We start from the raw sequence: 22,054 nt of genomic DNA, 5'->3' as shown, positions 1-22,054 counted from the left end.
CGGGGCCACGATTCTCGGCATGGATACAGCAATGCGGCCCCCGGCCGACACCCAAGGCGCCCAGCCGAAAGGCTTCGTCGCCAAGCTCCTCGCCGACCGTCACTCCGTCCCGTTCTCCATCGCACTGCACCTGGTGCCCGGCGCGGTCATCGTCGCCGTGTACGCGTTCATCGCCGCCCCCCTGGTCCGGGCGATCAACTTCCCGATCTTCCTGGCCTGGGCCATCGCCCTGGCGGTTGTGCTCTTCCCCCTCCAGCTATTCCTGCTGTGGCTGGGCAAGAAGCAGACCGGCCGCTTCACGATGAAGGGCGTCGTCCACTACCGCGACAAGCCGCTCTCGCGCGGCAAGGCCTTCTGGCTCGGGGCCGCGTGCCTCGTGTGGATGAGCGTGGTCTCGCTCTCGCTGACCCCGCTGGACAACATCGTCTACGACTGGTTCTTCACCTGGGTGGACTACCAGGGCGCCGGCCCCGACGGCACTGCCTACCTCCAGGGCTACTCGCAGGAGCTCGTGCTCACCACGCTGCTCATCTGCGCGCCGTTCACCGGCTTCACCCTGCCCTTGCTCGAGGAGTACTACTTCCGCGGCTTCCTGCTGCCCCGCCTCCCGCAGCTCGGCAAGTGGGCCCCGTTCTTCAACACCTTCTTCTTCTCGGTGTACCACTTCTGGGCCCCTTGGACGGTCCTGTCGAAGCTCGTCTTCCTCTACCCGGGCGTCTGGCTCGCCTGGAAGAAGCAGGACATCCGCATCTCCATCGCCATGCACCCCGGCTCGGCGCTGCTGATGACCGTGGTCGGCGTCATCGCCCTCGCCTCCGGCGCGTACTCGATGTAAGAGGGCGTTACGCGAGGTGATGCCCGCTTCGTCGCTTGCGCTGGATGGTGCAGGCTGGTCAAGGAGTGCGCGGTAGCGCGCCTTTATTCGCGGCAGATGTGCTCACCGAAGCAGATCCCTGCGGTGGTCTTCCGCTCGCCACGAACGAGTGAGCGCGGTGGGATCGGGGTGCTGTGTTCGGCGGTGGCGGGCCCAGCGCCAGCCCCAGGGCCGGCGCTGAGCCGGGCTCTCAGGCCGGCTGTGGGGCCATGCTGCCGTAGGTCTTGAGGTGCTGGAACTCGCTCATGGCGGACGGTTCGCACAGCGTGCCGTAGCCGCTCTGCTTCATGCCGCCCTGCTCGAAGTGTTCGGACATCGTGCCCCAGGTGTTGAACCAGATGCCACCGAAGCGCAGGTCGCGTGCGACGCGGCGAGCCCGCAAGTCGTCGAGAGTGAACACGGAGGCGGCCAAGCCGAACTCGGTGGCGTTCGCTCGCTGGATCGCGTCGGTCTCGTCGTCGAAGACTTCGAAGGTCTGGACCGGGCCGAACACTTCCTGCTGGACGATGGGGGCGTCGACCTGGTCGACTTCGATCAGGGCGGGCCGGAAGAACGCGCCACCGGCCAGGTCGGGGTCGGTGACCGGGCCACCCTAGACGATGATCTTGGCGTAGTCGGCGGCGTCCTCGACGATGCGGTCGACCCTGGCGACGCTGGCCTTGTCGATCAGCGGGCCCATGTGACTGGTGGGGTCGAGTGCGGGGCCGACCTTGACCCCTTCCAGGGCTGCCGCGTAGCCGCAAGCGCTGATGGGTCTACCGAGCCGGGGCAAATCCATTCCCTTCTCGCAAACGTGAGTTTCGACTGCGCAACATCGCATGCCATCGTCTCTTCGGCTGATTCAGCGATCCTGGCCCCCGCATACGCGACAGGCACCAGAGGGTCCCGATCACGGTGTTCGTGGCCACGATGCGGCTGAGTTGATCGGTGGGAATGGCCGTGCAGGTACGTCAACGCGCTCAACATGGTCAATACCCCACAGTGAAGAGCTCTGGGGAGGAAGGGGAGCAGGAACCGTGAGAAGTAGGCCTAGCTCGGCGAAACTCTCGCGGACCAGGGCCGTTTACCTGGTCGGTGTGAGCATCCCTCCACAGCAGGAATTGCAATCGGATAAATGTCCGGATTATTAGCTTGCATCCGATTTGGCGTAGTCTCCTGCCGTGAACGTCGGGTACGGGCCCTCCGGCATCGAAGTAGAGGTCATCGTGCTTGACCAGTGCCAACGCTTCCGCATCACGCAGACCGTGCGCGGTCGCCGCTACCTGCTCGCTTATTGCTCTCGGATTCAAGAGGTCGCCCAGCACGTCAACTTGGCCGACCTGTGCGAGGTCATCGACTTTCCGTCCAAGCGCGACAGCCCGCTCACTGCCTGAACTGGGGTACCTTCTTGTAACGGTCAAGCAATTCGGCTTCGTCGGGATGTGGATGGCCCGCAGGCCCCGGAGCAACTGACATTCGTCATGTCTGGCGATTCCCCAAAGTCACCCGTAAGTGGTGTTAGCTACCACTACATGACCATATGCCGTAGACACCATGCTTGTTGGTATGAAGCAGCGCATCGTGACATTCCTCCTCGGCGCGGCGGTCCTCGTCGGCTGCGGTATCACCAGCAAGCCGGCCCTTAATGAGTCGGCCCCCAAAGAGTCGACACCGTCGAAGCCCGCGGACACGATCGCGTGGACCGCGTGCAAGGACCTGATCGGCCCCGACGGCAAGCCTGCCACCCCCGCCCCCGGCGTCGAATGCGGCACCGTCAAGGTCCCGCTCGACCACGCCGACCCCGGCGGCGAGAAGATCGACCTCGCCCTGATCCGGGTGAAGGCCACCGGCGAGCGCCGCGGCTCGCTCGTCTTCAACTTCGGCGGCCCCGGCGCGTCGGGGGTGGACACGATGGCCATGGCCGCCGCCGCGTTCCGCACCCTGGGCCGTAACTACGACCTGGTCAGCTTCGACCCTCGCGGGGTCGAACGCAGCGCCGGCGTCAAGTGCGGCGGCCAGATCGAGAAGCTGCTCAAGGCCATGAGCGACGCCGAGAACGGCGACCGGCTGGCCAAGGAGTTCTCCGCGGCGTGCGAGCAGGACTCCGGCAAGATCCTGCCGTACGTGGGCACTGTGCAGGCCGCCAAGGATCTCGACCTCATCAGGGCGGCCGTCGGGGACGAGAAGCTCAACTACTTCGGACTGTCCTACGGCACCCACCTCGGCGCCGTCTACGCCACCCACTTCCCCAAGAACGTCGGCCGCTTCGTCCTCGACGCCGCTCTCGACCCGACGGTCACCTGGGAAGAGCGGGCGGTCACCCAGGCGACCGGCTTCGACCAGGCCTTCGAGGCGTTCGCCAAGGACTGCGTGGCGCAGAAGTGCGACCTGGGCGCCGACCCGGCCACCGTGGAGCGAACCGTCGAGCAGGTGCTCGATGGGCTGAAGGACAAGCCGCTCAAGGTGGGGGACCGCGAGCTCACGTACGTGCTGGCCCAGCACGGCGTCATCGCCCCGCTGTACGCCAAGGCCACCTGGCCGGCGCTGGAAAAGGCCGCCGCGGCGGCCGTCAAGGGGGACGGCACCGCGCTGCTCTCCATGGCCGATGTCTACATGGGCCGGAAAGCGGACGGGACGTACTCGACGATGCTGACCAGCCTGACCGCCATCAACTGCGCCGACACCGCTGAACGGCCCAGCGCCGCCGAGACCGTCGCGATCAACGAGAAGATCAGGAAGGTCTTCCCGATCCTGGCGACGGAGGGCACGGCCCTGTACTGCACCCACTGGCCGGTCAAGGGGGACAACGCGGCCAAGCGCATCGACGCCACGGGCTCGGCGCCCATCGTGGTGGTCGGCGGCAAGGGGGACCCCGCCACGCCCTACACGTGGGCCACCACGTTGACGCAGCAGCTCAAGACGGGCGTCCTGGTCACCTACGAAGGCGAGGGCCATGGCGCCTACCTGAGCGGCAACGGGTGCGTGATGAGCACGGTGGAGTCGTACGTGCTGGACGGCAAGGTGCCGTCCCCGAACACCACCTGCGCGGCCTGACCCTCCCCGCGAATGCCCCGACCGCACCACCGGCCGGGGCATTTCCGGCTGTCAGGACAGGTCGACCTCCGCCAGCAGGAGCGGCACCGACGCGGGATCCCGGAGCAGGGCGACCGAGCCGCCGTCGCTGTTCCTGGCGGGTCGCGGCGCGGAGGTGGCGACCCGCCAGGACCAAGCAAGGGCTGGTCGGTTTACCGGGAGCGCAAGGCGGCCTCCAAGACCTCGTGGACGGTCTTCGCGGGGTGACCGATGGTGGCTTCCAGTGTGGGGTTGGTGGCGTTGAACTCGCCATTGCGCGATGCCGCGAACATCGTCAAGGAGAACTCCGCAGCCGGCCGCGGCATCCCGCTGGCGACTGCTGCGGATGTCCACTCGTTGTCGTCCATGATGACTCGGGTGATGGTCCGGCCGGTGATGCGGCTGAGGATTTCGGCAACGTCGGCGAAGTCCAGCGTGTGGGGCGCTGTCAGCGGCGGCGTGATTCCTTCGAGCGCACTGTCTTCGGTCAGGGCGAAGGCCGCGGCTTCTGCCAGGTCCTCGTGGGCCGTCCAGGACACCGGGCCATCCTGTGGCACGGCGAGCGTGCCGGTCTCCAGCGCCGCGCCGATGTAGTAGCCCAAGGTGGAGGCATAGAACCCGTTGCGAAGAGCGGTGTAGGGGACTCCTTGCTGCTTGAGGTGCTCCTCGGTTGCCGCGTGGACCTTCTGCGGCGGGAAGCGCGACAGGGGAGAGGCAGCCTGGTGGCTGGTGTACAGGATGTGTTGGGCGCCCGCTTCCCGTGCTGCGTCGATGGCGGCGCTGTTGGCGGTCAACGCGCCGCCGCCTCGAATGGCCGCGGAGACGACCAGGACGCGCTCGGCACCTTCGAAGGCGTACTTCAGACTGTCGGGTTCGGTGAAGTCTCCCGCTCGGACTCGGATGCCGCGCTCGGCGAGGTCGGCGGCCTTGCTCACGTCGCGCACACTGACGGCGATCCTGTCGGCCGGTACCCGCTCCAGCAGGCGGTTGACGATCAGCGACCCGAGGTGGCCGGTGGCTCCCGTGACGATCAGCATCGGTGGCTCCAGTCTGATGGTGTTTCCAACGGAACAAGAATAACGATAACACTGATAATTCCGTTGGATGCAACCGCATGAGTCCATCCGGAGATGGGCTGATGCTGCCAGCAACTTCGCACAGGTCGACAGCGGAGGATTGGCAATATCAGCGATAACATCGCCTGTCACGCATGGGCGATACCATCGTCTCCATGGCACCGAACACGCAGCGGCGAGACATCACCCGGGACCGCATCGTGAAGGTTGCGGCAGGCCTGCTGCGCGACCAAGGGCCGGCCGCGGTGACCACGCGCCGCGTGGCCCACGAGGCCGGGCTGCAGCCTCCTGCTCTCTACCGTTTCTTCCAGGGCAAGGACGACCTGCTGGATGCCGCCGCGGAGCATGTCTTCGCCGAACATGTGGCGAGCAAGCAGACCACCGCTCCCTCGGACGACCCTGTAGAAGACCTCCGCGCCGGATGGAATACGCAGATCAGCTTCGGCCTGGCCAACCCGTACGTCTACGGCCTGTTGCTCGACCCGGCCCGCGCACGCGACACCCCGGCACAGGTCATGGGTGTGCTGATCCTCGCCGAGCGTGTGCACAGAATCGCCGCCGCCGGGCGGCTTCGGGTGAGCGAGGAACGCGCCGTCAACCTCATCCGCTCGGCGGGGATCGGAACCGTCCACACCCTGCTGACCCTGCCACCAGAGCAAAGCGACCCGCACCTGGCCGACGCCGCCTTCGACGCGATCGCTCGCGCCATCCTCGCAGATGGGCCCGCTGTCCCCACCCAGGACCCGGCGGCCGTCGTTGCGACCTTCCGCACCCTCCTGCCCGAACTGCCCAGTCTCAGCAAAGCTGAGGCCGCGCTTCTCGACGAGTGGCTGCAACGCTGATCCAGCACCGCGCTACGGCCCTGGCCACGATGGAAAGGTTTCGCAGAGCTCGTGCGGTGGGGCTGAGATCGGTCGGCACGCGAGCAGACTAGGTGGTCACGAGATGAACCGGAAGTAGATCGTCCGGAATCGGTCCTAGCATGCCGTCCATGACCGAGTTCCGCCAGCAGGACCTCACCGGAGCACGCTTCGAGCGCGTGAGCCTCCGGGACGCCACCTTCACCCAGGTGTATCTCAACAACGTCAGCATGCACGCGGTCGACTTCACCGGGGCCCGGGTCCGCGGCGCCCTGTTCAACCAGAGCCGCCTGCGCGGCGTCGAGCTGGTCGACGTCGAGATCAGCGGCGAGTTGCAGAACGTCGTCGTGAACGGCGTCGACATCGCACCGCTCGTCGAGGCCGAACTGAACCGTCGCATGCCCGAGCGGGCGAGGATGCGCCCCGACGACGCCGACGGGTTCCGTGAGGCGTGGGCGATCCTGGAGCGGCTGTGGGAGGGCACCGTCGCGCGTGCGAGGACATTCCCCGAAGCGGCGCTCCACCGCAGCGTCGACGACGAGTGGTCCTTCATCCAGACCCTGCGGCACCTCAACTTCGCCAGCGCTGCCTGGGTGGGCCGGATGATCCTCGGCAACGCCTCGCCGTGGCACCAGTTGGACCTTCCGTGGGACGAGGCGCCCGGGTGGGACGGTATCCCGTGGGATCGCGAGGCACGACCCTCGCTCGACGAGGTGCTCACGGTCCGATGCGAACGCCAGGCGATGGTCCGCCACGTCATGGAGTTACTCACCGACGATCAACTCGCCTCCGAGGTGACTCACAACGAGCCCGGCTGGCCCCGGATGGAGAACTTCCCCTTCAAGGAATGTCTCCGCATCGTGCTCAACGAGGAATGGGAACACCGGCTCTACGCCGAACGTGATCTCACCTCACTGGAGAAAGAAGACTGATCATGGACATCCTGCTCATCGCCGGCCTGTGGCTCGACGGATCCGCATGGGACGATGTCGTGCCCACGCTCGAGGCACTCGGCCACCGCCCCGTGCCGCTCACCCTCCCCGGCCAGGGGGACGGATCCGCCTCAGCCGCGCTCGACGACCAGGTGGCAGCGGTGCTCGCCGCCATGGACTCAGCGTCCGGAAAGCCCATGGTGGTGGGGCATTCCGCCGCCTGCACCCTGGCTTGGCTGGCCGCCGACGCGCGACCGGAGCAGGTCGCCAAAGTCGCCCTCATCGGCGGCTTCCCGGCCGCCGACGGGCAGCCCTACGCCGACTTCTTCGAGGCGAAGGACGGTGTCATGCCCTTCCCCGGGTGGGGCCCATACGAGGGGCCGGACTCCGCTGACCTTGACGAGGAGGCCAAGCGAATCTTCGCGTCCGCTGCGATCCCCGTCCCCGAGGGAGTGGCCAAGGGCGTGGTGCGTCTGACGGACGAGCGACGGTTCGACGTCCCGGTCGTACTCGTGTGCCCCGAATTCACCCCCGCCCAGGCTCAGGCGTGGATCGACGCCGGTGACGTGCCCGAGCTCGCCAAGGCCAAGCATGTTGACTTCGTCGACATCGACTCAGGCCATTGGCCTATGGTCACCAAGCCGATCGAACTCGCCCGGCTCCTGGCCGCAGCGGCTGCCGAGGGCTGACACGGCGGCCCAAGACGTTCGGCCGCGCGCCGCAGCGCCGCCACCTCGGTCAGCGCTCGCCGTCCATCCTCCAGGATGGCGCCGCAGGTCCCGGTCACGCCTCAGCGCTTCCGCGAGCTGCGCGCGTCCCTGGTGGCCATGGCGTGGAAGACCGCCTTGGGCAGGAACCCGTGTCGTAGTTGATCCCCTTTTGGCCTTCCGTGCAGGAGATCATCGGCCGCTCGCTGCGGCCAAATCCTGAAACCTTAAGGGCGCACTAGGACAAGCGGACATGCAATTGCCCGGTGAATGTCCGGTCGCTGTCCTGGATTAATTTCCATCAGTAATGGAGTGTTGTGGTTATCAAGCGCCGAAACCGATCGCGAATGCTCGCCTGAGGTAGTTCCAGACCTGCGCGGTCAGCACGCCGCGGGTCGCGGCCTCGGGCCCTTTCCGTTCGATCCGGGCATAGATCGACGACATCATGGCCGGTTCTCCACCCGCCATGTCCCGCATCACTGCGGTCCACCGCCGGGCCAACTGCTGTACGGCGGGATCGGCCGGATCCGTTCCGCCCTCGATGTGCGTCTGGAGCTCGGCGACGATCTCCGCGCCCTGTCGTTGCCATTCGGCGAACCTGTCGGGAAATCCGGGCTCCAGGTGTCGCTGTTTCGCCTGCGCCAGTTGCTCGGGCGTGAAGTCGTTCGCCTGCACCAGTGCCTCCATGGCTTCGATGAGTTGGTCGATGGACGGCTCGGTGGCCCGCAGGATGGCCTGAAGCAGAGCCGTGAGCCGGATACGCAGGTGGCGCTGCGCCTCGATGGTTCGCTCGACGCAGGCGAGCTGGGCACGTACCGCCGAGCCGAGACCATCGGGGTCGCCGTCGAGCGACTCGGCGATCTGGGCCAGCGGTATGCCGAGCTGGCGCAACGCGAGGATCCGGTACAGCCGGCGGACGTCGCCGTCGGTGTACACCCGGTGCCCGGCCGGCGTACGCAGCGCCGGCACCAACAGCCCGATCCGGTCGAAATGATGCAGGGCACGGACAGTGAGACCTGTCGCCGCGGCCAGGTCGCCGATCTTCCAGCATCGCTCATCCATGTGGATCACCCGGATCGACGCTATTACCTGACGCGACGTCAGATGCAAGCCCGAACGTCGCCGATTTCTCCTGGTTGCACCTGACGCGACGTCAGGCGGCAGCATCCCCTCGCAGATCCTCTGGGCGGGCCGATGTGCGGCCAATCCGCAGCGGCCTGCCCGATCACATTCGAAAAGGAGAAAACCGATCATGCGTTTCAGAACCTCCAGTGGGCGAATCCGCAGGGCGATGACCGGAGTCGGCGTCGCCGTCGCGATGTCCACCGCCTTCACCGGTCCGGCACACGCCGGGACGCAGCGCACCCCGATCGTCACCGAGTTTCCCGTCACGCCCGGTTCCGGCCCGACATTCATCGCCGTCGGCCCGGGCGGCACCGTGTGGTTCACCGAACTGACCGGCAACCGGATCGGCCGCATCCGCAACGACGGCAAGGTCACCGAGTTCCCGATCCCGACGCCGGACGGGGCTCCACTCGACGTGACCGCCGGCCCGGACGGCGCCATGTGGTTCACCGAATTCCTCGGCAACAAGATCGGCCGGATCACCGGCACCGGCGACATCACCGAATTCCCGATCCCCACCCCCGACAGCCGCCCGGAGGGCATCGCCACCGGCCCGGACGGAAACCTGTGGTTCACCGAGGGGGCCGGAGACAAGATCGGGCGTATCACCACATCCGGCAAGATCACCGAATTTCCGATGCCCACCTCCGGCAGCTCGCCACACGCCATCACGGCAGGCCCGGACGGCGCGATGTGGTTCACCGATCCGGGCGGCAACCGGATCGGTCGCATCACCCTGACCGGGCGGATCACCGAGTTCACGCTTCCGACCCCCAAGAGCAACCCGCACCGCATCGTCACCGGCCCGGACGGAAACCTGTGGTTCACCGAGCGCGCCGTCGACCGGATCGGCCGCATCACACCGAGCGGCCGGATCACCGAGTTCCAGCTCACCAAGGGCCGCCTCCCGCTCGACATCGCCGCAGGCACGAGCGGAGACCTGTGGTTCACCGAGCGCGCCGCCAACTGCATCGGACGGATCACGCCAACCGGGAAGATCGCCGAGTTCGCGGTGCCCACCCCCGGCAGCGATCCCCTCGGCATCACCGCGGGCGTCGGCACGACCGTCTGGTTCGCCGAAGGCGCCAGTGACAAGATCGGCCGGCTTCGCGCCCCGCACCACGACCGCCGCGGCCACACCGGATGCCCATGAGGCCGCAACGCCGGCTACCGTGGACGGTCGTACGAGTCAGGCGCTCGCACGCGCCTGACCCCGCCGGAGCAGCAGTCGCACACGTTCGGCGCCGCCCAGGGTGGACCCGGCGGTAGAGCACCGAGTTGCCGACGGCCTGGCTGCGACGGCAGGCGATCGCGCGCCACTGGCGGGTCCAGTCGACGGTCAGCCGCGTATCCAGCGCTCACAGGGGTGAGCAACCACACTGTATTCGATCTTGGAACGACCGTGCCCCAAGACCACTGGCCGTAAGGTGACACAGTCTGCCCTCGCCGGTGCGACCGCCGCCATCGTGGTCGGGGCGTTGGCGGCTCCGGCCTCCGCGGTGGCCGGATGCCCCACCGGTCTCATCGAAGGCGGTGAACGCGACTACTGCTTCACCGCCGAGCCGGTGGATCTCGCCAGGCAGAGGGTTACCCCCATCGACTCCGGTTCCATCCACGGCACCCAGTCCAAGTGGGCCGCGGGTGAGGGCTCGATGATCGCCACGCTCCATGAACGCGATGCCGCCGGCGAGAACGTGGAGACTATGCGAGGTTTCTACGCCGACGACATGCCCGAGGTCGAGCCCGTGCGGGTCAAGGGCAACAGGGCCTACATCGACGAGGACAACGGCACGCTCGTCTGGTCGGAGGGCCAGGGGTACGGCGTGGCGCTGCAATCTCCCGGCCTGACCGGCGACGCGCTGGTGGAGATGGCCGAGGGCTTCGAGTTCCGGGGCTGATGCCCTGACGTTCACCGACAGGCCCGGACATGTCCTGGGCCTGTCGTCCGAGCCGTCACCGGAGAATGTACCTTTAGTTGGTGTTCTCGCCTCAAGGCCCGTCGCTGCGTGAACTGGTGGTCCAGGCGCTGTCCTCGGTCGAGCGCGGCTACGACCAGCTTGCCCCGAAGTTCGACCACACGCCTTTCCGCACCCCAGATAGCGTTCTTGACGCAACCGCCGACGCTCTGCGTCCGCTCGGGCCGTTCGGGCAGGGGCTGGACGTGTGCTGCGGCACCGGCGCGGGCATGCGGATCCTCAAACCCCTGTGCCAAGGACGGATCACGGGCGTCGACTTCAGCACCGGCATGCTCGCGCAGGCGCGCCGAGCACACCCGGACGCCGAGTGGGTACAGGCCGACGTTCGAGCCCTGCCCTTCGCCGAGGCCTTCGACCTCGCGGTCAGCTTCGGAGCGCTCGGACACTTCCTGCCCGCCGAACGGCCCACGCTCTTCGCCGAGGTGCACCGCGCACTACGGCCTGACGGGCTCTTCGCCTTCCCGGTCGACGCGCCCCCGCCCATCACGTCGCGCTGGTACTGGGCGCTGCTCGGATTCGACCTGGCCATGCAGGTGCGGAATGCCGTGTGGCGTCCCCCCTTCGTCATGTACTACGGCACCTGCCCGCTGCACGCGGTCCGCAACGACCTGACAGCAGCCGGATTCACCGTGACGACAGTCCCCTTGACGGCCCTGGGCCGACGCCACGACGGCAGCCCGCAGTGCCGGCTTGTCCTCGCGCGCAGAACTTAGACGCAAAGGGTAGGCGACCAGCCTCAGCGACCGGTGGTACCACCCAGGTGCGGCGGGTTCATGTTCAGCGAGCGCTGGTACCACCCCATCGAGCCGGGCTTGGTCGTGGCTGGGCAGCGGCCATCTCCGCCGACGTGGTTGGTGTCGCTCCCGCACGGGAGGGTCTTGCGTACTAACTCTATCTAGGTAGATATTGGAGTCATGGCACGCGCACGACGTCCCTCCCCGCAGACTGCGGCCGTGATCACCGCCCTTGCCGAGACAGGCGCGGGCTGGAGCCACGGCTACGACCTGTGCCGCGCCCTCGGCCTGAAGGCAGGCACGGTCTACCCGATCCTGATCCGCCTCGCCGAGCGCGGGCAGGTGGAGACCGTCTGGGAGGCCGACCCGCCGCGCGGGCGGCCGGCCCGGCACCTGTACCGGCTCACCACCGCGGGCGCCGAGCTCGCGCGCACCATTGCCGCGCTGGCGCGTGCCGGCGACGGCGCGCCCGCCGCAGGCGCGCCCCGGCTCGCGCCCCGGGCTGCAGCTCGCCCGTGGTGACGGAGTAGCCGGTGGCGCGGGCCTCCGCTATCGCCGGGCGCTCCCCGGGGCAGGGCGGGCGGCCGGCCAGGATGGCGATCCCCGAGGCACCGCGGTTCGCGGGATGCCGGGTGCCAGCGCGATAGCTGGCGTGGAACTGCGAGACGAGCGTTGTCAGAGGTCCGTCACGGACCTGGAGTGTTGCCGTGGATGGTGGCAGGGTAAAGGCTCTAAGCTGAAGGGTCCATGAATGGAGAGCCATCTGGGTATGAGGAACCGGACGTTGCGGATTCCCGCGACTGCTGCAGCAGTCGCGGAAGCCATCAATCATGCGGCAGCGGGAGAAATAGTCCTCTTGGAGCAAGGCGGTCATGTGGTAGCCGCCGTGGTTCCCCTTGAGGTTGCCGCCGCTGGTGTGGACGCTCTCAGCGCGGCGGAGGACGTCGCCGATCGCTTGCTGGGAAAAAGGTTGATTGCGGAGCTCGACGCAGGAATGGCAACGATGCGGCTAAGCGACCTGCGCCGTGAGATCGCGCTATGAAGGGCTACTACGAGATCCTGATCGCCGCATCCGCCGTGCAGGAGATTCGCTCCATTTACGGCTACGATCCGGTGGCCGCCAAGTTCATTCTCGACTCGCTGGAGTACCTCTCCACAGACCTGGAATCTGGAACGCTGCAAACGATCGACAAGGAGACGGGCCTGCTGAAGGTGGCAGTGGGCGACTTCGATGCATTGTGCTGGATACGGCACGAGGAGATGAGCGTGGTGATTCTGGCCGTCTCAAAGCGCCGTCACCCAACGTGAAGCCGCACCCTCGTTCGCCCGCTCGGCAAAGTCGAGGAAATCCTGCGCGCGCCCTGTGTTCACCGGCTCGGCATAAATGTACGGACACATGTCCGACTGCGTCATCTTCGATCTTTGGTAAAGCGAGAAGTCGCACCACACGTAATCGTGCCGCGACAGCTGCTCGACCACCTCGTCCTTGATCCGTTCTCCATACATCGAGTCGTGCATCTCGATCAGGATCGCCGGCTGATGGTGACGTATCGTCTCGGCTGCGCCCGCTAGCGCCTTTCCCTCATGGCCCTCGATATCGATCTTGATGAGCCGGACCCTCTCCTTGGATCGGCACGCGATGAGGTCGATCGGGAGAGCGTCCACGTCGCCGAGGAACGCGCCGAACCCGTCCTCTCTGGAGTGCAGCGTGGAGATCTCGCAGTCGGCGGGTACGGTCGCCGGCTCGTCCGCGGTTAGCGTGCGTGTGCAGGGGCCCGCAGTCACGTTGAAGGGATCCCAGAGCCGAAGTCGCGCCCTGGATTCGTGTGCAGCCACCGGGTGGACGTCGACATTGCCGATGTCGTTGAGCTGGAGATTCAAACGCAGCGTCTGCAGGGCCGCTGGATTCGGCTCGATGGCGATGACCCTCGCGAAGGCCTCGGCCATCCGAAGGGTGTAGTGGCCGACATGCGCACCGACGTCGATAAACGCCAAGCCCGGTGCGGCGAAGGACCGAGCGAGTCGCCAGATGTCCTGTTCATGGGGACCTGGGCCGACGCGGTCGCCGCTGTCAGGCCGGAGGGCCCAGGTGAACCCGTCGCACTTTGTGAGAGAAGGTGCAGTGAACATCAGAACCCCCCAGGGAAAGGTCGCTGAACTCACCGACTCTTGATCGATCTCGTGTCAGAGGAGATCCAGCCTCGGTGCGGATAGAAGTTCCTCAACTCCCGCATGCGCGACGACTCCGTGAAAAACACGAACTCAAGGTTCGCGTGCTTCAGCATGCGGCGCTTTGACTCCTCGCCCAGGCTGCTTCCAACGAAAGGCACTGAATCGAGTGCCACCTCGGTGAGCGTGGACAGGCCGGTCGTCGCGAACTGCTCGGCCATCTTTGCCAGTCTCGGCATCTTCCTGCGCAGGAAGATGCCGAGACTGGTGGGCTTGACCGTCAGATGCGGGCGTGTTGCCCGGATATGGTCGCATATGTGCTGCCAGTAGTCGGCGGCACAGTCGGCCAAGGCGGTGGCCAGCGCGTCGTCCGGGTCGCGAGCGTCAGAGACTTCGAAGTACGACTGGATCTCGAAAAGCTCTCTGGCCTGCTCGCGCAACTCCATGATTTCTTCGACGCGAAGCATGGCGAGCAGGTCGGGCGACGGCCCTTCGACCATGCGGTAGGCCGCCTCCACGAGTTCCGCTGCGTCCAGCCGGGGCCCGGCCTGCCTCTGCTCGATCTCTCCATTGGTGAGGACAGCCTCAGCTAGACCCGTGCCCCGTTCGGAATCCCAGTCAGACCCCAGAACTCGCGCGTTGAACGCCCTTGCGTGCGCGGTTTCGTCGAAGAGCCCATGGATCTGGATCAGTTCGCTGGCGACCGGCAATCCGGAATCGTGCAGCAGCGCGAAGATCGGCGTATGCGAGAACCGCGGCCTCGAAAGGATCTTGTCATAACGCCTCCGCAGCTCGATCGGCTGCTGTGCTAGGAGGCCGGCCAGCACTGAGTCCGGCGAGTTCGCTGCCTCGCGAACCTGCCGCATGAAGTCGTCCTTGGTCTTCGCATAGTCGTAGCGGACGACAACGGACCTGTCGTCAGCGAGAATCCCGTCGAGCTCTGCGATCATCCTGGAGCGTACGTCCGAGATGGGTGAAATGACCCAACCCTTGCCGTCCGGGCTGTTCCTCTTCCAACTGTTCAGGACGTCGGTCAGGGAATCGCAGGGATCGAGCCTGTCTTCTTGGTAGAGGTAGTTGTGTTCCCGAAGCCCCACCGCGACGACGCCTGCCGTGATGAGTTCTCTGAGTAGGCGGTAAAAACTGCTCTCCCGCAGGTCAGACCTGCTGAAATCCCCCACGACTCGCGGGTTGTCAACGAGTTGGGTGTCATGCACGTAGACGCGCTCGTTGAAGAGTGCTCCGAACACGAGCAGAACCCGCAACTGGATGGTCGAACTGATGCCAGCCCAAATCGGCTCCAAGGCCGCGAACTGCGATGTGGCACGCAGGGCGTTGACGGAGCGGGAGTCATCGCGCTTCATCGATTTCAGATACCACCCTCAGAGAGCACATACTCTTCGCCGGTTTGGTGAGCGAATTGCCCGCTTCCACGGCCAAGCGTCCACCACCAATCCCCGCATCTAAGAGAAGCACAATCAAGCACCGGGTGGAAAGGTCGTCTGAACCGACCCAGGTCTGATGGTGGCTCTGGTGCCCACGGTTTGGTGGGGTATGTAGAACCATGCGTCCTCCGGTCGCGCAGAGAGCCGACCAGGACCAGTCGCACGGTGCGATGATCTTACGGATCCGCGCCGATGTCTACGGAAGACCGGCCTACGGGACGATCCGGCAAGGCTCGGCTCGGTGTTGGAGGACTGAGGCACGAGCCTTGGTCATCTGCCTGTGCGGCCGGGTCAGTGCCCAGTTACGAACTCGCGCAGCACCGGCACCACCGCTTCGGCGGTGAGGGTGTGGTTGGCGGTGGGAATCTGTCGCAGTTCGCCTTTGGGCAGCACGTCGGCGATCGCGGTGGCTGCTGGTGGCAGGAACGGGAAGGTTTGCTCGCCGACAAGCACGAGGACCGGCGTCGTGACGTCGGCGTAGCGCTGGAGGGGGGCGGGGTCGCCGGCCATCAGTCCTTCCATGATTCGTCCGTCGTAGCGCAGAGTAGGTGTGACCTGGATCGCGGGCTCCCAGGTCGGCATGGCGGTCATGCCGCCGAGGTACTCTTCGGGGATGCCGACGGACTCGACGGTGAACAGCTTCAGCGCCTCCTCTCGGCGGCCTTCGGCAATGAGCGCGTCCAGTTGCGGCAGGTAATCGGCGGGCACCGGTGGCCGCTGGTCGTCGACGACGAACGGTGGCTCGAACATCACCACGCCGTCGACCGGCAGCCCGGCGCGGGCGGCCTCGAGGGCCAGCACGGCGCCGGAGGATTCCCCGAGCAAGGTGGCGCGGCCGCCGGCGTGGGCGACGAGGGCCGCGATGTCCTCGATCTCGCGCTGGACATCGTATGGTTCGGTGTCGCTGCTCTCGCCGCGTCCTCGCCGGTCGAAGATGATCACTCGTAGGTCGTCGCCGGCGACGTCGGCGATGGCGGCCGGCGAGGGCTGCACCGCGCGGTGTGCGGTGGCGCCGTAGACGTGGACGATCGCCGGCGCGTCGGCCGGGCCGTACTCGTCGAATGCGATCACGGTGCCGTCCTTCGAGCGGACTGTTCCCATCGTGGTTCTCCTCTTCAGCGCAACGTCTTGTTGATACCAGGTCGTGTGGGTTTCGATGGTTCCACGGTGGCGGAGCGCCCTTATGGTTTCCTTCCGCCGGCCTTAACGTGCGGGGTGAATGATTCGCGAACCGGGATTCAGTTGACTGGAGGTCTGAGCAGGGCCATCGGGGCGATGCCGAGATCGGCCAGCGCGGCCGCGCCGCGGGCGGCATGGTCGCCGCCGGCGAGCACCAGGGTCCGCGCCGACTGATAGCGGCAGCCGGCGGTGTCAAAGGCATCTACCGTGGCGAGCAACCGCTCCTGGTCATTGTCGAGCAGCGCTTGGGCCCGCTCCACAATGGCAGTGGCGACTGGGTTGCCGGCCACGACGGTCCGAGCCTCGGCCAGGCGGTCGCCGACATCGGAGCCCCTGGCGAGCACGGCAGCTTCGGCGCGCAGCGCCACATACCAGTGGAGCCAGATCCAGGTGACCCATTTCCACACCTCGGCCGGCTCGGGCGCCATCCGCTCCAGCGCCTGCGGTGCCTGCCCGTGGTGCAGGAAGAGGATCGCGTCGAAGATCGCCCCGTAGCCGTAGGTATGTTCTGGTGGGGTGCCGAGCTGATCGAGGACCTCTTGCCATTCGCGCCGGGCGCCATGGTCGTCGCGGAGGCCGTGGATCATCGCCACACCGGCCACCGCCGGGCCGAGGAACGACCGGGTGGGGCTGCCTGCCCGCCGCCACGCATCGAGGAACCGGACGCTGCCGGTGAGCACCTCGTCGACATCGCCCGCCAGCGCTTCGACCACCAGCAGCCGGCACGTGGCTTGGTGACCGACCTCCGCCAGCGACGGATGGTCGGCCAGTTGCCGTGCCCATCGGCGGGCGCCTGGTACATCCCCCGCGCCGAGGCTGGCCTCGGTGACCATGCCGAGTGCGTCGATCAGCTCCTGGGTGCCGGTCGGCGAGATCGGCATGGACGACAGGAGCGTGATCCGGCGCCGGGCCATGGCCGCGGTGGCGAACGTGTCACCGGCCCAGCTCTGAGCGCCGGTGAGTGCGTCGAGCGCGGCGGATTCGGCGAGCGGATCGCCGGTCCGGCGGGCGAGCTCGACCGCCCGCTCGGCGCGCGCGATCGTCTCGGGCACGGCGTTGTCGGTCGGGCCCTGGACGGCGCCGAACGCGTCGGTGAGCACCGCGGCCTCGGCCAGTGCCACCGCGGCCTGCGCGGCCAGGTCGTCGCCGGCCAGCTCCCGTGCCTCGGTGGTCAGCGCGAGAGCCTCCTCCAGGGGCGGGATCCGCTCGAACTTGCCCGAGAACCGGTACGCGTTGGTGGCGGCGGTCGCCAGGTCACAGGCGGCACCGGCGGTGTCCCCGGATCGACGGGCGGCGTCCGCGGCCGCGCGCTGCAGGCGGTACATGTCATCGCCTCGCATCCGGCAGCCGGCCACGGCCGCGGCCTGCCGGAGCATCGACGCGGTGGTGGCCGGGTCGTCGGCGAGGGCGGCGGCCTGCTCGTAGCGTTGCTGGGACTCGCCGATGAGGTTACGGGTGAAGGTCGGCTTCGCCAGGTGCCGGGCGAGATCGTAGGCGTAGGTGCGCTGATCTGGCTGGTCGGCCGCCCACGCGAGGGCCGCGCGAAGCTCGTCGGCCACCTGGTCGAAGCGGGCCCGCCAGTCCGCCCGTGGCACCGCCAGGTCGGCGGCGATGGACAGGCACCAGCGAAGGTGCCGGGCTCGAGCGTCGACCAGCTCACCGGCCTCGGTGAGCCGTTCCGTTCCGTACTGGCGGATGGTCTCCAGCGCCCGGTACTCGGTCCTGCCCGGGGACGCCGTCACCACCAGCAGGCTCTGTTCGGCGAGCCGGGCCAGTCCGTCGGCGACCAGGCCTTGCTCGGCCCCGGCGATCTCCGCCGCCGCCGTAGCGGTGAACGGCGCCACGAACACCGACACCCGGCGCAGTAGCGCCTTGTCGTCCGGCTCCAACAGGGCATGGCTCCAGTCCAGCGCCGCCCGCACCGAACGGTGCCGTTCATCGGCACGGGAGCCGCCGGTGAGCATCCGCAGCGGGTGGGACAGGGCGGCGGTGATGCCGTCGAGCCCGAGCGTGGGATACCGGGCGGCGGCCAGCTCGATCGCCAGCGCCATTCCATCCAGCCGCTCACAGATGGAGGCGATCTGGTCGCGCAGTGGCGGATCCAGCGGCCGGCCCACCGCCGCCGCCCGCTCCATGAACAACGCGACCGCGTCCGACTCACCGTCGTCGGCCAGCGACAGCGGAGGGACCGGATACACCCGTTCGAAGGGCACCATCAGCCGTGCCCGGCTGGTCGCCAGCACCGACACTCGAGGGCACGTCCCCAGCAGCCGCTCGAGAAACAGCGCCACCCCGTCCACCACGTGCTCGCAGTTGTCCAGCACCAGCAACGCGTGATGGTCGGCCAGCGCGGCGACCACGGACTCGGTCATGTCGCGGCCGGGCTGCTCACCGAGGCCGAGCGCCCCGGCGACCGCGGTCGCGATCAGGTCCGGATCGGTGACCGGAACGAGGTCGACGAACCACACCCCGTCGGAGTACTCGCCGGCTGCTTCCGCGGCCACCGCCAACGCGAGCCGGGTCTTGCCCACTCCGCCGGGACCGACCGCGGTCACTTGACGGTGTGCCTTGATCATCTTGGTCAGCTCGGCCTGCTCGCTCACCCGGCCGATGAACGAGGTCAGCGGGGCCGGTAGAACCGGTGCCGGGTGAGACGGGCCGGCGCCGGCCGGCTCGGGCGCACGCTGGGCGAGCGCCCGCCGATCCGGCACCTCCAGCTTGCGCAGCAGCGAGGAGACGTGACTCTCCACGGTACGCACCGAGATGAACAGCCGTGCCGCGATCTCAGCGTTGCTGAGATGGGCCCCGACCAGTTCCAGTACCTCGGCTTCCCGAGGCGAGATCTCCACTGCTGCCAACACTGTCCCAGTTTGCCGCATTTCCTCCGCACCCCCATCCGCAGTGGCCACCGTGCGCGATCCGTGCCATCGATCCGTGGGCGGTTCCGTGGTCACCACGGATGTGGGTCGGCCGGTCCGGAAGCAAAGCTGTGAGTACGCAAACAGCGGGTCGATGCGACCCACGACGACAGGAGTGACCATGACCGGCTCTTCCACCCAGGGAATCAAGACCGTGCTGCACCCCGTGTCCGACCTGAGCAAGGCCAAGGCGGTGTACGCGGCCCTGCTCGGTATCCCGCCGCAGACCGACTCGTCCTACTACGTCGGCTTCGAGGCCGAGGGCCAGCACATCGGACTGGTGCCAGGCGGTGGACCGCAGGGCATGACCTCGCCGGTGGCCTACTGGCACGTACCGGATATCGAGGCGAAGCTGGCCGAGTTGACCGCCGCGGGGGCCACCGTGAAGGAGGCCGCGCACGAGGTGGGCGGCGGCCGCCTGGTGGCCACCGTCACCGACCCCGACGGCAACGTCCTCGGGCTCCTGCAGGACCGGTGACCGCCGGCCTGCCCCTGCCATATCCGCCCCGTAAAACGACCGCCGACACGACGACAAACCCACCTCGCTCAAAGGACCTGCCATGACCTCCTTCGCATCCGTCACCCTGGAAGTTCCCGACCCCACGGCCGCGGACGCCTTCTACCAAGCCTTCGGTTTGCGCCCCTACGTGAACGTACGCGCCTCGGATGCGCCGACGACCGGCTTCCGTGGGTTCGCGCTGTCACTCGTGGTGTCCCAGCCGGGCAACGTCGATGCCTTCATCGGCGCCGCCCTCGACGCCGGCGCCACGACGCTGAAGCCGGCCACCAAGGGGTTCTGGGGCTACGGCGGCGTCGTACGCGCCCCGGACGGGACGATCTGCAAGATCGCGACCTCGAAGAAGAAGGACACCGGCCCTGCCGCCCGGCACATCGACCAGGTCGCGCTCCTGTTGGGAGTGGCGGACGTCAAGGCGAGCAAGCGGTTCTACGTCGACCGCGGCCTGGCCGTGGCCAAGAGCTTCGGCGGCAAGTACGTCGAGTTCGACACCCCGTCGTCGGCCGTCACGCTGGCGCTCTACCCGCGCCGCGCCCTCGCCAAGGACACCGGCGTCTCCCAGGAGGGCACCGGATCGCGCCGGATCCTGATCGGCAGCGATGCCGGGCCCTTCACCGACCCCGACGGGTTCGTATGGGAGGCCGCATCCGTCTGAGGCACGCGGCAAGGCGATTCCGAAAATCAAGATCCTCAAGGAGGAAATCTGCCATGAGCAGCACCGAAAGCAGCACGTACGAGGGATTCACGGCCGAGGAGCGGGCCGCGATGAAGGAGCACGCCCAAGAGCAGAAGAAGGCAGCGCGCCGTAGGTCACGTGCGGACAAGGCGGCGCAGGACATGCGGGACGTACTCGCGAAGATCGCCGAGATGCAGCACCCGGACCGGCTCCTGGCCGAGCGCGTCCACGCCATCATCACAACCAGCGCCCCGGCCCTGGCGCCGAGGCTCTGGTATGGCATGCCCGCCTACGCGCTGGACGGCAAAATCGTCTGCCACTTCCAGCCCGCGGCGAAGTTCCAGACACGCTACGCGATGCTCGGGTTCAGCGATCAGGCGAACCTGGACGGCGGCACGATGTGGCCGGCCGCTTTCGCCCTGACCGAGGTGACAGCCGAGGTGGAGGCGCGGATCAGTGCGCTCGTGAAGCAGGCGGTGAGCTGAGGCGCAGTCCAGGGGTCTCTCCCCCCTGGGTCGATTGCCCAGTGACGCCACTCGCCGTGATCCGCCGCTTTCTGAGCCGGCTTTGCTGAACCCCGCCTGTCTCGCGGCAACGGCCGCCGCTGCCGCGCTCCCCGCGTGAAGCTCAGGATCTTCCGTTCCGGATGCTGCGGGCGCGGTAGGCCGACGGGCTCAACCCGAAGTGGGCGCGGAACCGCCGGGCGAAGTAGTTCTGGTCCGGCCAGCCGACCGTGGCGGCGACCTCGGCGATGGAGTCCCGGGTGTTGATCAGCAGGATGGCCGCCATCTCCACGCGGTGGCGGGTCAGGTAGGCCATCGGGGGCAGGCCGGTGGCCGACTTGAAGATCCGGATGAGGTAGTTCGGGGTCAGGTGGAGCGCGTCGGCCAGGCCGGCGAGTGTCCAGGGATGGGCGAGGCGGGATTCCAGCAGCTGTATGGCCTGCATGGCAGTGGGATGACAGTGGCTGGTCGACAGGAGCTCTCGCGGGTCGCGGGCGTTGTCGGCGGCGCGGGCCAGCTCGCCCAGGACGAGGGTCAGCTGGCCGATGACATCGCCGCGGTAGCGCAGCAGGGGTTGGTCGCGGAGTTCCGCCAGGGCGTCCAATCGGCCGGCGCAACGCTCCAGCGAGGCCTCGTCGAGCCGGAAGATCAGCATCCCGTGCTGCTTCGGCGCGTAGGGGCCGTCGCGCAGGAGGTAGCCGAGGAGCGGGTCCTCCCAGGCCCAGCTCAGCTCCCGGCGCAGCAGGGCGGGGTCGACGCACAGGTTGAAGACGTTGAGCGCCCGGCAGTCCTCGTATCCGTGCCAGGCGCCGGGCCGCAGCACGAGGACGTCGCCGGCCACCAGTTCCTGACGCCCCAGCGGGGACACGTGACAGCCCTCACCGCCGATCACGGTGACGATCTCCACGACGCTGTGGCTGTGAAGAGGGAAGACGTCATCGTGCTGAAAACGTCCTGCCACCGCGAGAGCACGCTCAGCCAGGACGCTGGCTTCCTCTCCGATGTCAACAGGGAGATCGATCCCGCCGGGTGCTGACAAGGCGCCGCTCCACTCCATCCACAGGCGAATTTTGTGCTAATCGAGGGCGACGGGATGCTACCCGGTACGACCGTCCGCCGCCTAGTGTCTATCGCCTACAGTCCCGCGAAATCACCGCGAACCCCGCATACATCCGCCACCGGCCGGCCACGAACGCCGATCCGGTGCTGATCATTGCCGTGATCACGGAGGACTCATGCCATTGAAGAGGCGATTGTTGCCGTTCGTCCTGACTGGGCTCTTGACCATCGTCTCTGTCTCTGATACACATCT

At 67.4% G+C, this 22,054-nt stretch carries 22 protein-coding genes and 1 pseudogene; 15 read left to right on the top strand and 8 right to left on the bottom strand.

Annotated elements, in window-relative coordinates; all coding sequences use genetic code 11:
- The first annotated feature begins 19 nt into the window (after window positions 1-19).
- On the top strand, window positions 20-835 hold the full coding sequence (locus EJK15_RS43830; protein ID WP_206061470.1) for a CPBP family intramembrane glutamic endopeptidase: 816 nt from the start codon (window positions 20-22) through the stop codon (window positions 833-835).
- A gap of 229 nt (window positions 836-1,064) precedes the next feature.
- Here the strand turns inward: EJK15_RS43830 and EJK15_RS73320 are convergent.
- Window positions 1,065-1,652, bottom strand: a pseudogene (locus EJK15_RS73320) (aldehyde dehydrogenase family protein).
- A 382-nt stretch (window positions 1,653-2,034) separates the two neighbouring features.
- Between EJK15_RS73320 and EJK15_RS43820 the strand changes: the two are divergent.
- Both EJK15_RS43820 and EJK15_RS43815 read left to right on the top strand, forming a co-directional pair.
- The gene (locus tag EJK15_RS43820) at window positions 2,035-2,247 is read left to right on the top strand and encodes a transposase (protein ID WP_138716381.1); all 213 of its coding nucleotides are present in this window, start codon (window positions 2,035-2,037) and stop codon (window positions 2,245-2,247) included.
- 172 nt (window positions 2,248-2,419) lie between these two features.
- A complete protein-coding gene (locus tag EJK15_RS43815) occupies window positions 2,420-3,907 on the top strand; it encodes an alpha/beta hydrolase (protein ID WP_240777593.1) in 1,488 nt (495 codons plus the stop codon).
- A 191-nt stretch (window positions 3,908-4,098) separates the two neighbouring features.
- On the opposite strand, the gene EJK15_RS43810 is transcribed toward EJK15_RS43815, so the two are convergent.
- Window positions 4,099-4,962 (bottom strand): SDR family oxidoreductase, encoded by an 864-nt coding sequence (locus EJK15_RS43810; protein ID WP_138716380.1) that lies wholly within the window; start codon window positions 4,960-4,962, stop codon window positions 4,099-4,101.
- Between the two features lie 194 nt (window positions 4,963-5,156).
- On the opposite strand from EJK15_RS43810, the gene EJK15_RS43805 reads away from it, so the two are divergent.
- The 3 genes from EJK15_RS43805 (at window position 5,157) to EJK15_RS43795 (ending at window position 7,482) form a co-directional block, all read left to right on the top strand.
- On the top strand, window positions 5,157-5,843 hold the full coding sequence (locus EJK15_RS43805) for a TetR/AcrR family transcriptional regulator (RefSeq protein WP_138716379.1): 687 nt from the start codon (window positions 5,157-5,159) through the stop codon (window positions 5,841-5,843).
- Between the two features lie 149 nt (window positions 5,844-5,992).
- On the top strand, window positions 5,993-6,793 hold the full coding sequence (locus EJK15_RS43800; protein WP_138716378.1) for a DinB family protein: 801 nt from the start codon (window positions 5,993-5,995) through the stop codon (window positions 6,791-6,793).
- A gap of 2 nt (window positions 6,794-6,795) precedes the next feature.
- Window positions 6,796-7,482 carry an alpha/beta fold hydrolase gene (locus EJK15_RS43795; RefSeq protein WP_138716377.1) on the top strand — a complete coding sequence of 229 codons (687 nt, stop codon included), beginning with the start codon at window positions 6,796-6,798 and terminating at the stop codon, window positions 7,480-7,482.
- Between the two features lie 342 nt (window positions 7,483-7,824).
- Here EJK15_RS43795 and EJK15_RS43790 read toward each other — a convergent pair whose 3' ends face one another.
- Window positions 7,825-8,826 carry a MerR family transcriptional regulator gene (locus EJK15_RS43790; protein WP_171074877.1) on the bottom strand — a complete coding sequence of 334 codons (1,002 nt, stop codon included), beginning with the start codon at window positions 8,824-8,826 and terminating at the stop codon, window positions 7,825-7,827.
- Here EJK15_RS43790 and EJK15_RS43785 point away from each other — a divergent pair.
- The 6 genes from EJK15_RS43785 to EJK15_RS43760 all read left to right on the top strand — a co-directional run bounded on the left by EJK15_RS43785 (window position 8,792) and on the right by EJK15_RS43760 (window position 12,643).
- Window positions 8,792-9,778, top strand: a complete 987-nt coding sequence (locus EJK15_RS43785; RefSeq protein ID WP_206061468.1) for a Vgb family protein — start codon at window positions 8,792-8,794, stop codon at window positions 9,776-9,778. The genes EJK15_RS43790 and EJK15_RS43785 overlap by 35 nt on opposite strands.
- A 274-nt stretch (window positions 9,779-10,052) precedes the next feature.
- Entirely contained in the window at window positions 10,053-10,523 is a 471-nt protein-coding gene (locus tag EJK15_RS43780; RefSeq protein WP_138716375.1) for a hypothetical protein, read from the top strand.
- Between the two features lie 80 nt (window positions 10,524-10,603).
- Complete coding sequence (locus EJK15_RS43775; RefSeq protein WP_138716374.1) at window positions 10,604-11,314, top strand: class I SAM-dependent methyltransferase; 711 nt, start codon at window positions 10,604-10,606, stop codon at window positions 11,312-11,314.
- A 240-nt stretch (window positions 11,315-11,554) separates the two neighbouring features.
- Window positions 11,555-11,857 (top strand): PadR family transcriptional regulator, encoded by a 303-nt coding sequence (locus EJK15_RS43770; RefSeq protein WP_206061467.1) that lies wholly within the window; start codon window positions 11,555-11,557, stop codon window positions 11,855-11,857.
- Window positions 11,858-12,086: 229 nt separating this feature from the next.
- Window positions 12,087-12,377, top strand: coding sequence for a hypothetical protein (locus EJK15_RS43765; RefSeq protein ID WP_138716372.1), 291 nt, complete (start codon window positions 12,087-12,089; stop codon window positions 12,375-12,377).
- Window positions 12,374-12,643, top strand: coding sequence for a type II toxin-antitoxin system RelE family toxin (locus EJK15_RS43760; protein ID WP_138716371.1), 270 nt, complete (start codon window positions 12,374-12,376; stop codon window positions 12,641-12,643). Before EJK15_RS43765 ends, EJK15_RS43760 begins: the two co-directional genes overlap by 4 nt.
- Here the strand turns inward: EJK15_RS43760 and EJK15_RS43755 are convergent.
- From EJK15_RS43755 to EJK15_RS76650, 4 genes are all read right to left on the bottom strand, one after another.
- A complete protein-coding gene (locus EJK15_RS43755; RefSeq protein WP_171074876.1) occupies window positions 12,620-13,330 on the bottom strand; it encodes an FkbM family methyltransferase in 711 nt (236 codons plus the stop codon). The two genes, EJK15_RS43760 and EJK15_RS43755, sit on opposite strands and share 24 nt — an antisense overlap.
- A gap of 164 nt (window positions 13,331-13,494) precedes the next feature.
- A complete protein-coding gene (locus tag EJK15_RS43750) occupies window positions 13,495-14,868 on the bottom strand; it encodes a hypothetical protein (RefSeq protein WP_138716369.1) in 1,374 nt (457 codons plus the stop codon).
- 372 nt (window positions 14,869-15,240) lie between these two features.
- Window positions 15,241-16,050: an alpha/beta fold hydrolase gene (locus EJK15_RS43745; protein ID WP_138716368.1), complete on the bottom strand. Its 810-nt coding sequence runs from the start codon at window positions 16,048-16,050 to the stop codon at window positions 15,241-15,243.
- A gap of 137 nt (window positions 16,051-16,187) precedes the next feature.
- Window positions 16,188-18,989, bottom strand: coding sequence for an ATP-binding protein (locus EJK15_RS76650; RefSeq protein WP_276615492.1), 2,802 nt, complete (start codon window positions 18,987-18,989; stop codon window positions 16,188-16,190).
- A 178-nt stretch (window positions 18,990-19,167) separates the two neighbouring features.
- Here EJK15_RS76650 and EJK15_RS43735 point away from each other — a divergent pair, with 178 nt between their 5' ends.
- The 3 genes from EJK15_RS43735 (at window position 19,168) to EJK15_RS43725 (ending at window position 20,724) form a co-directional block, all read left to right on the top strand.
- The gene (locus tag EJK15_RS43735) at window positions 19,168-19,524 is read left to right on the top strand and encodes a VOC family protein (protein WP_138716366.1); all 357 of its coding nucleotides are present in this window, start codon (window positions 19,168-19,170) and stop codon (window positions 19,522-19,524) included.
- An 82-nt stretch (window positions 19,525-19,606) separates the two neighbouring features.
- Window positions 19,607-20,218, top strand: a complete 612-nt coding sequence (locus EJK15_RS43730) for a VOC family protein (RefSeq protein WP_138716365.1) — start codon at window positions 19,607-19,609, stop codon at window positions 20,216-20,218.
- Between the two features lie 53 nt (window positions 20,219-20,271).
- Window positions 20,272-20,724: an iron chaperone gene (locus tag EJK15_RS43725; protein WP_138716364.1), complete on the top strand. Its 453-nt coding sequence runs from the start codon at window positions 20,272-20,274 to the stop codon at window positions 20,722-20,724.
- Window positions 20,725-20,866: 142 nt separating this feature from the next.
- On the opposite strand, the gene EJK15_RS43720 is transcribed toward EJK15_RS43725, so the two are convergent.
- Entirely contained in the window at window positions 20,867-21,649 is a 783-nt protein-coding gene (locus tag EJK15_RS43720) for an AraC family transcriptional regulator (protein ID WP_206061466.1), read from the bottom strand.
- Between the last annotated feature and the right edge of the window lie 405 nt (window positions 21,650-22,054).

The organism is Nonomuraea basaltis (assembly GCF_005893125.1).
Taxonomy (GTDB): Bacteria; Actinomycetota; Actinomycetes; order Streptosporangiales; family Streptosporangiaceae; genus Nonomuraea; species Nonomuraea basaltis.
This window is presented reverse-complemented; position numbering and strand designations above follow the sequence as displayed.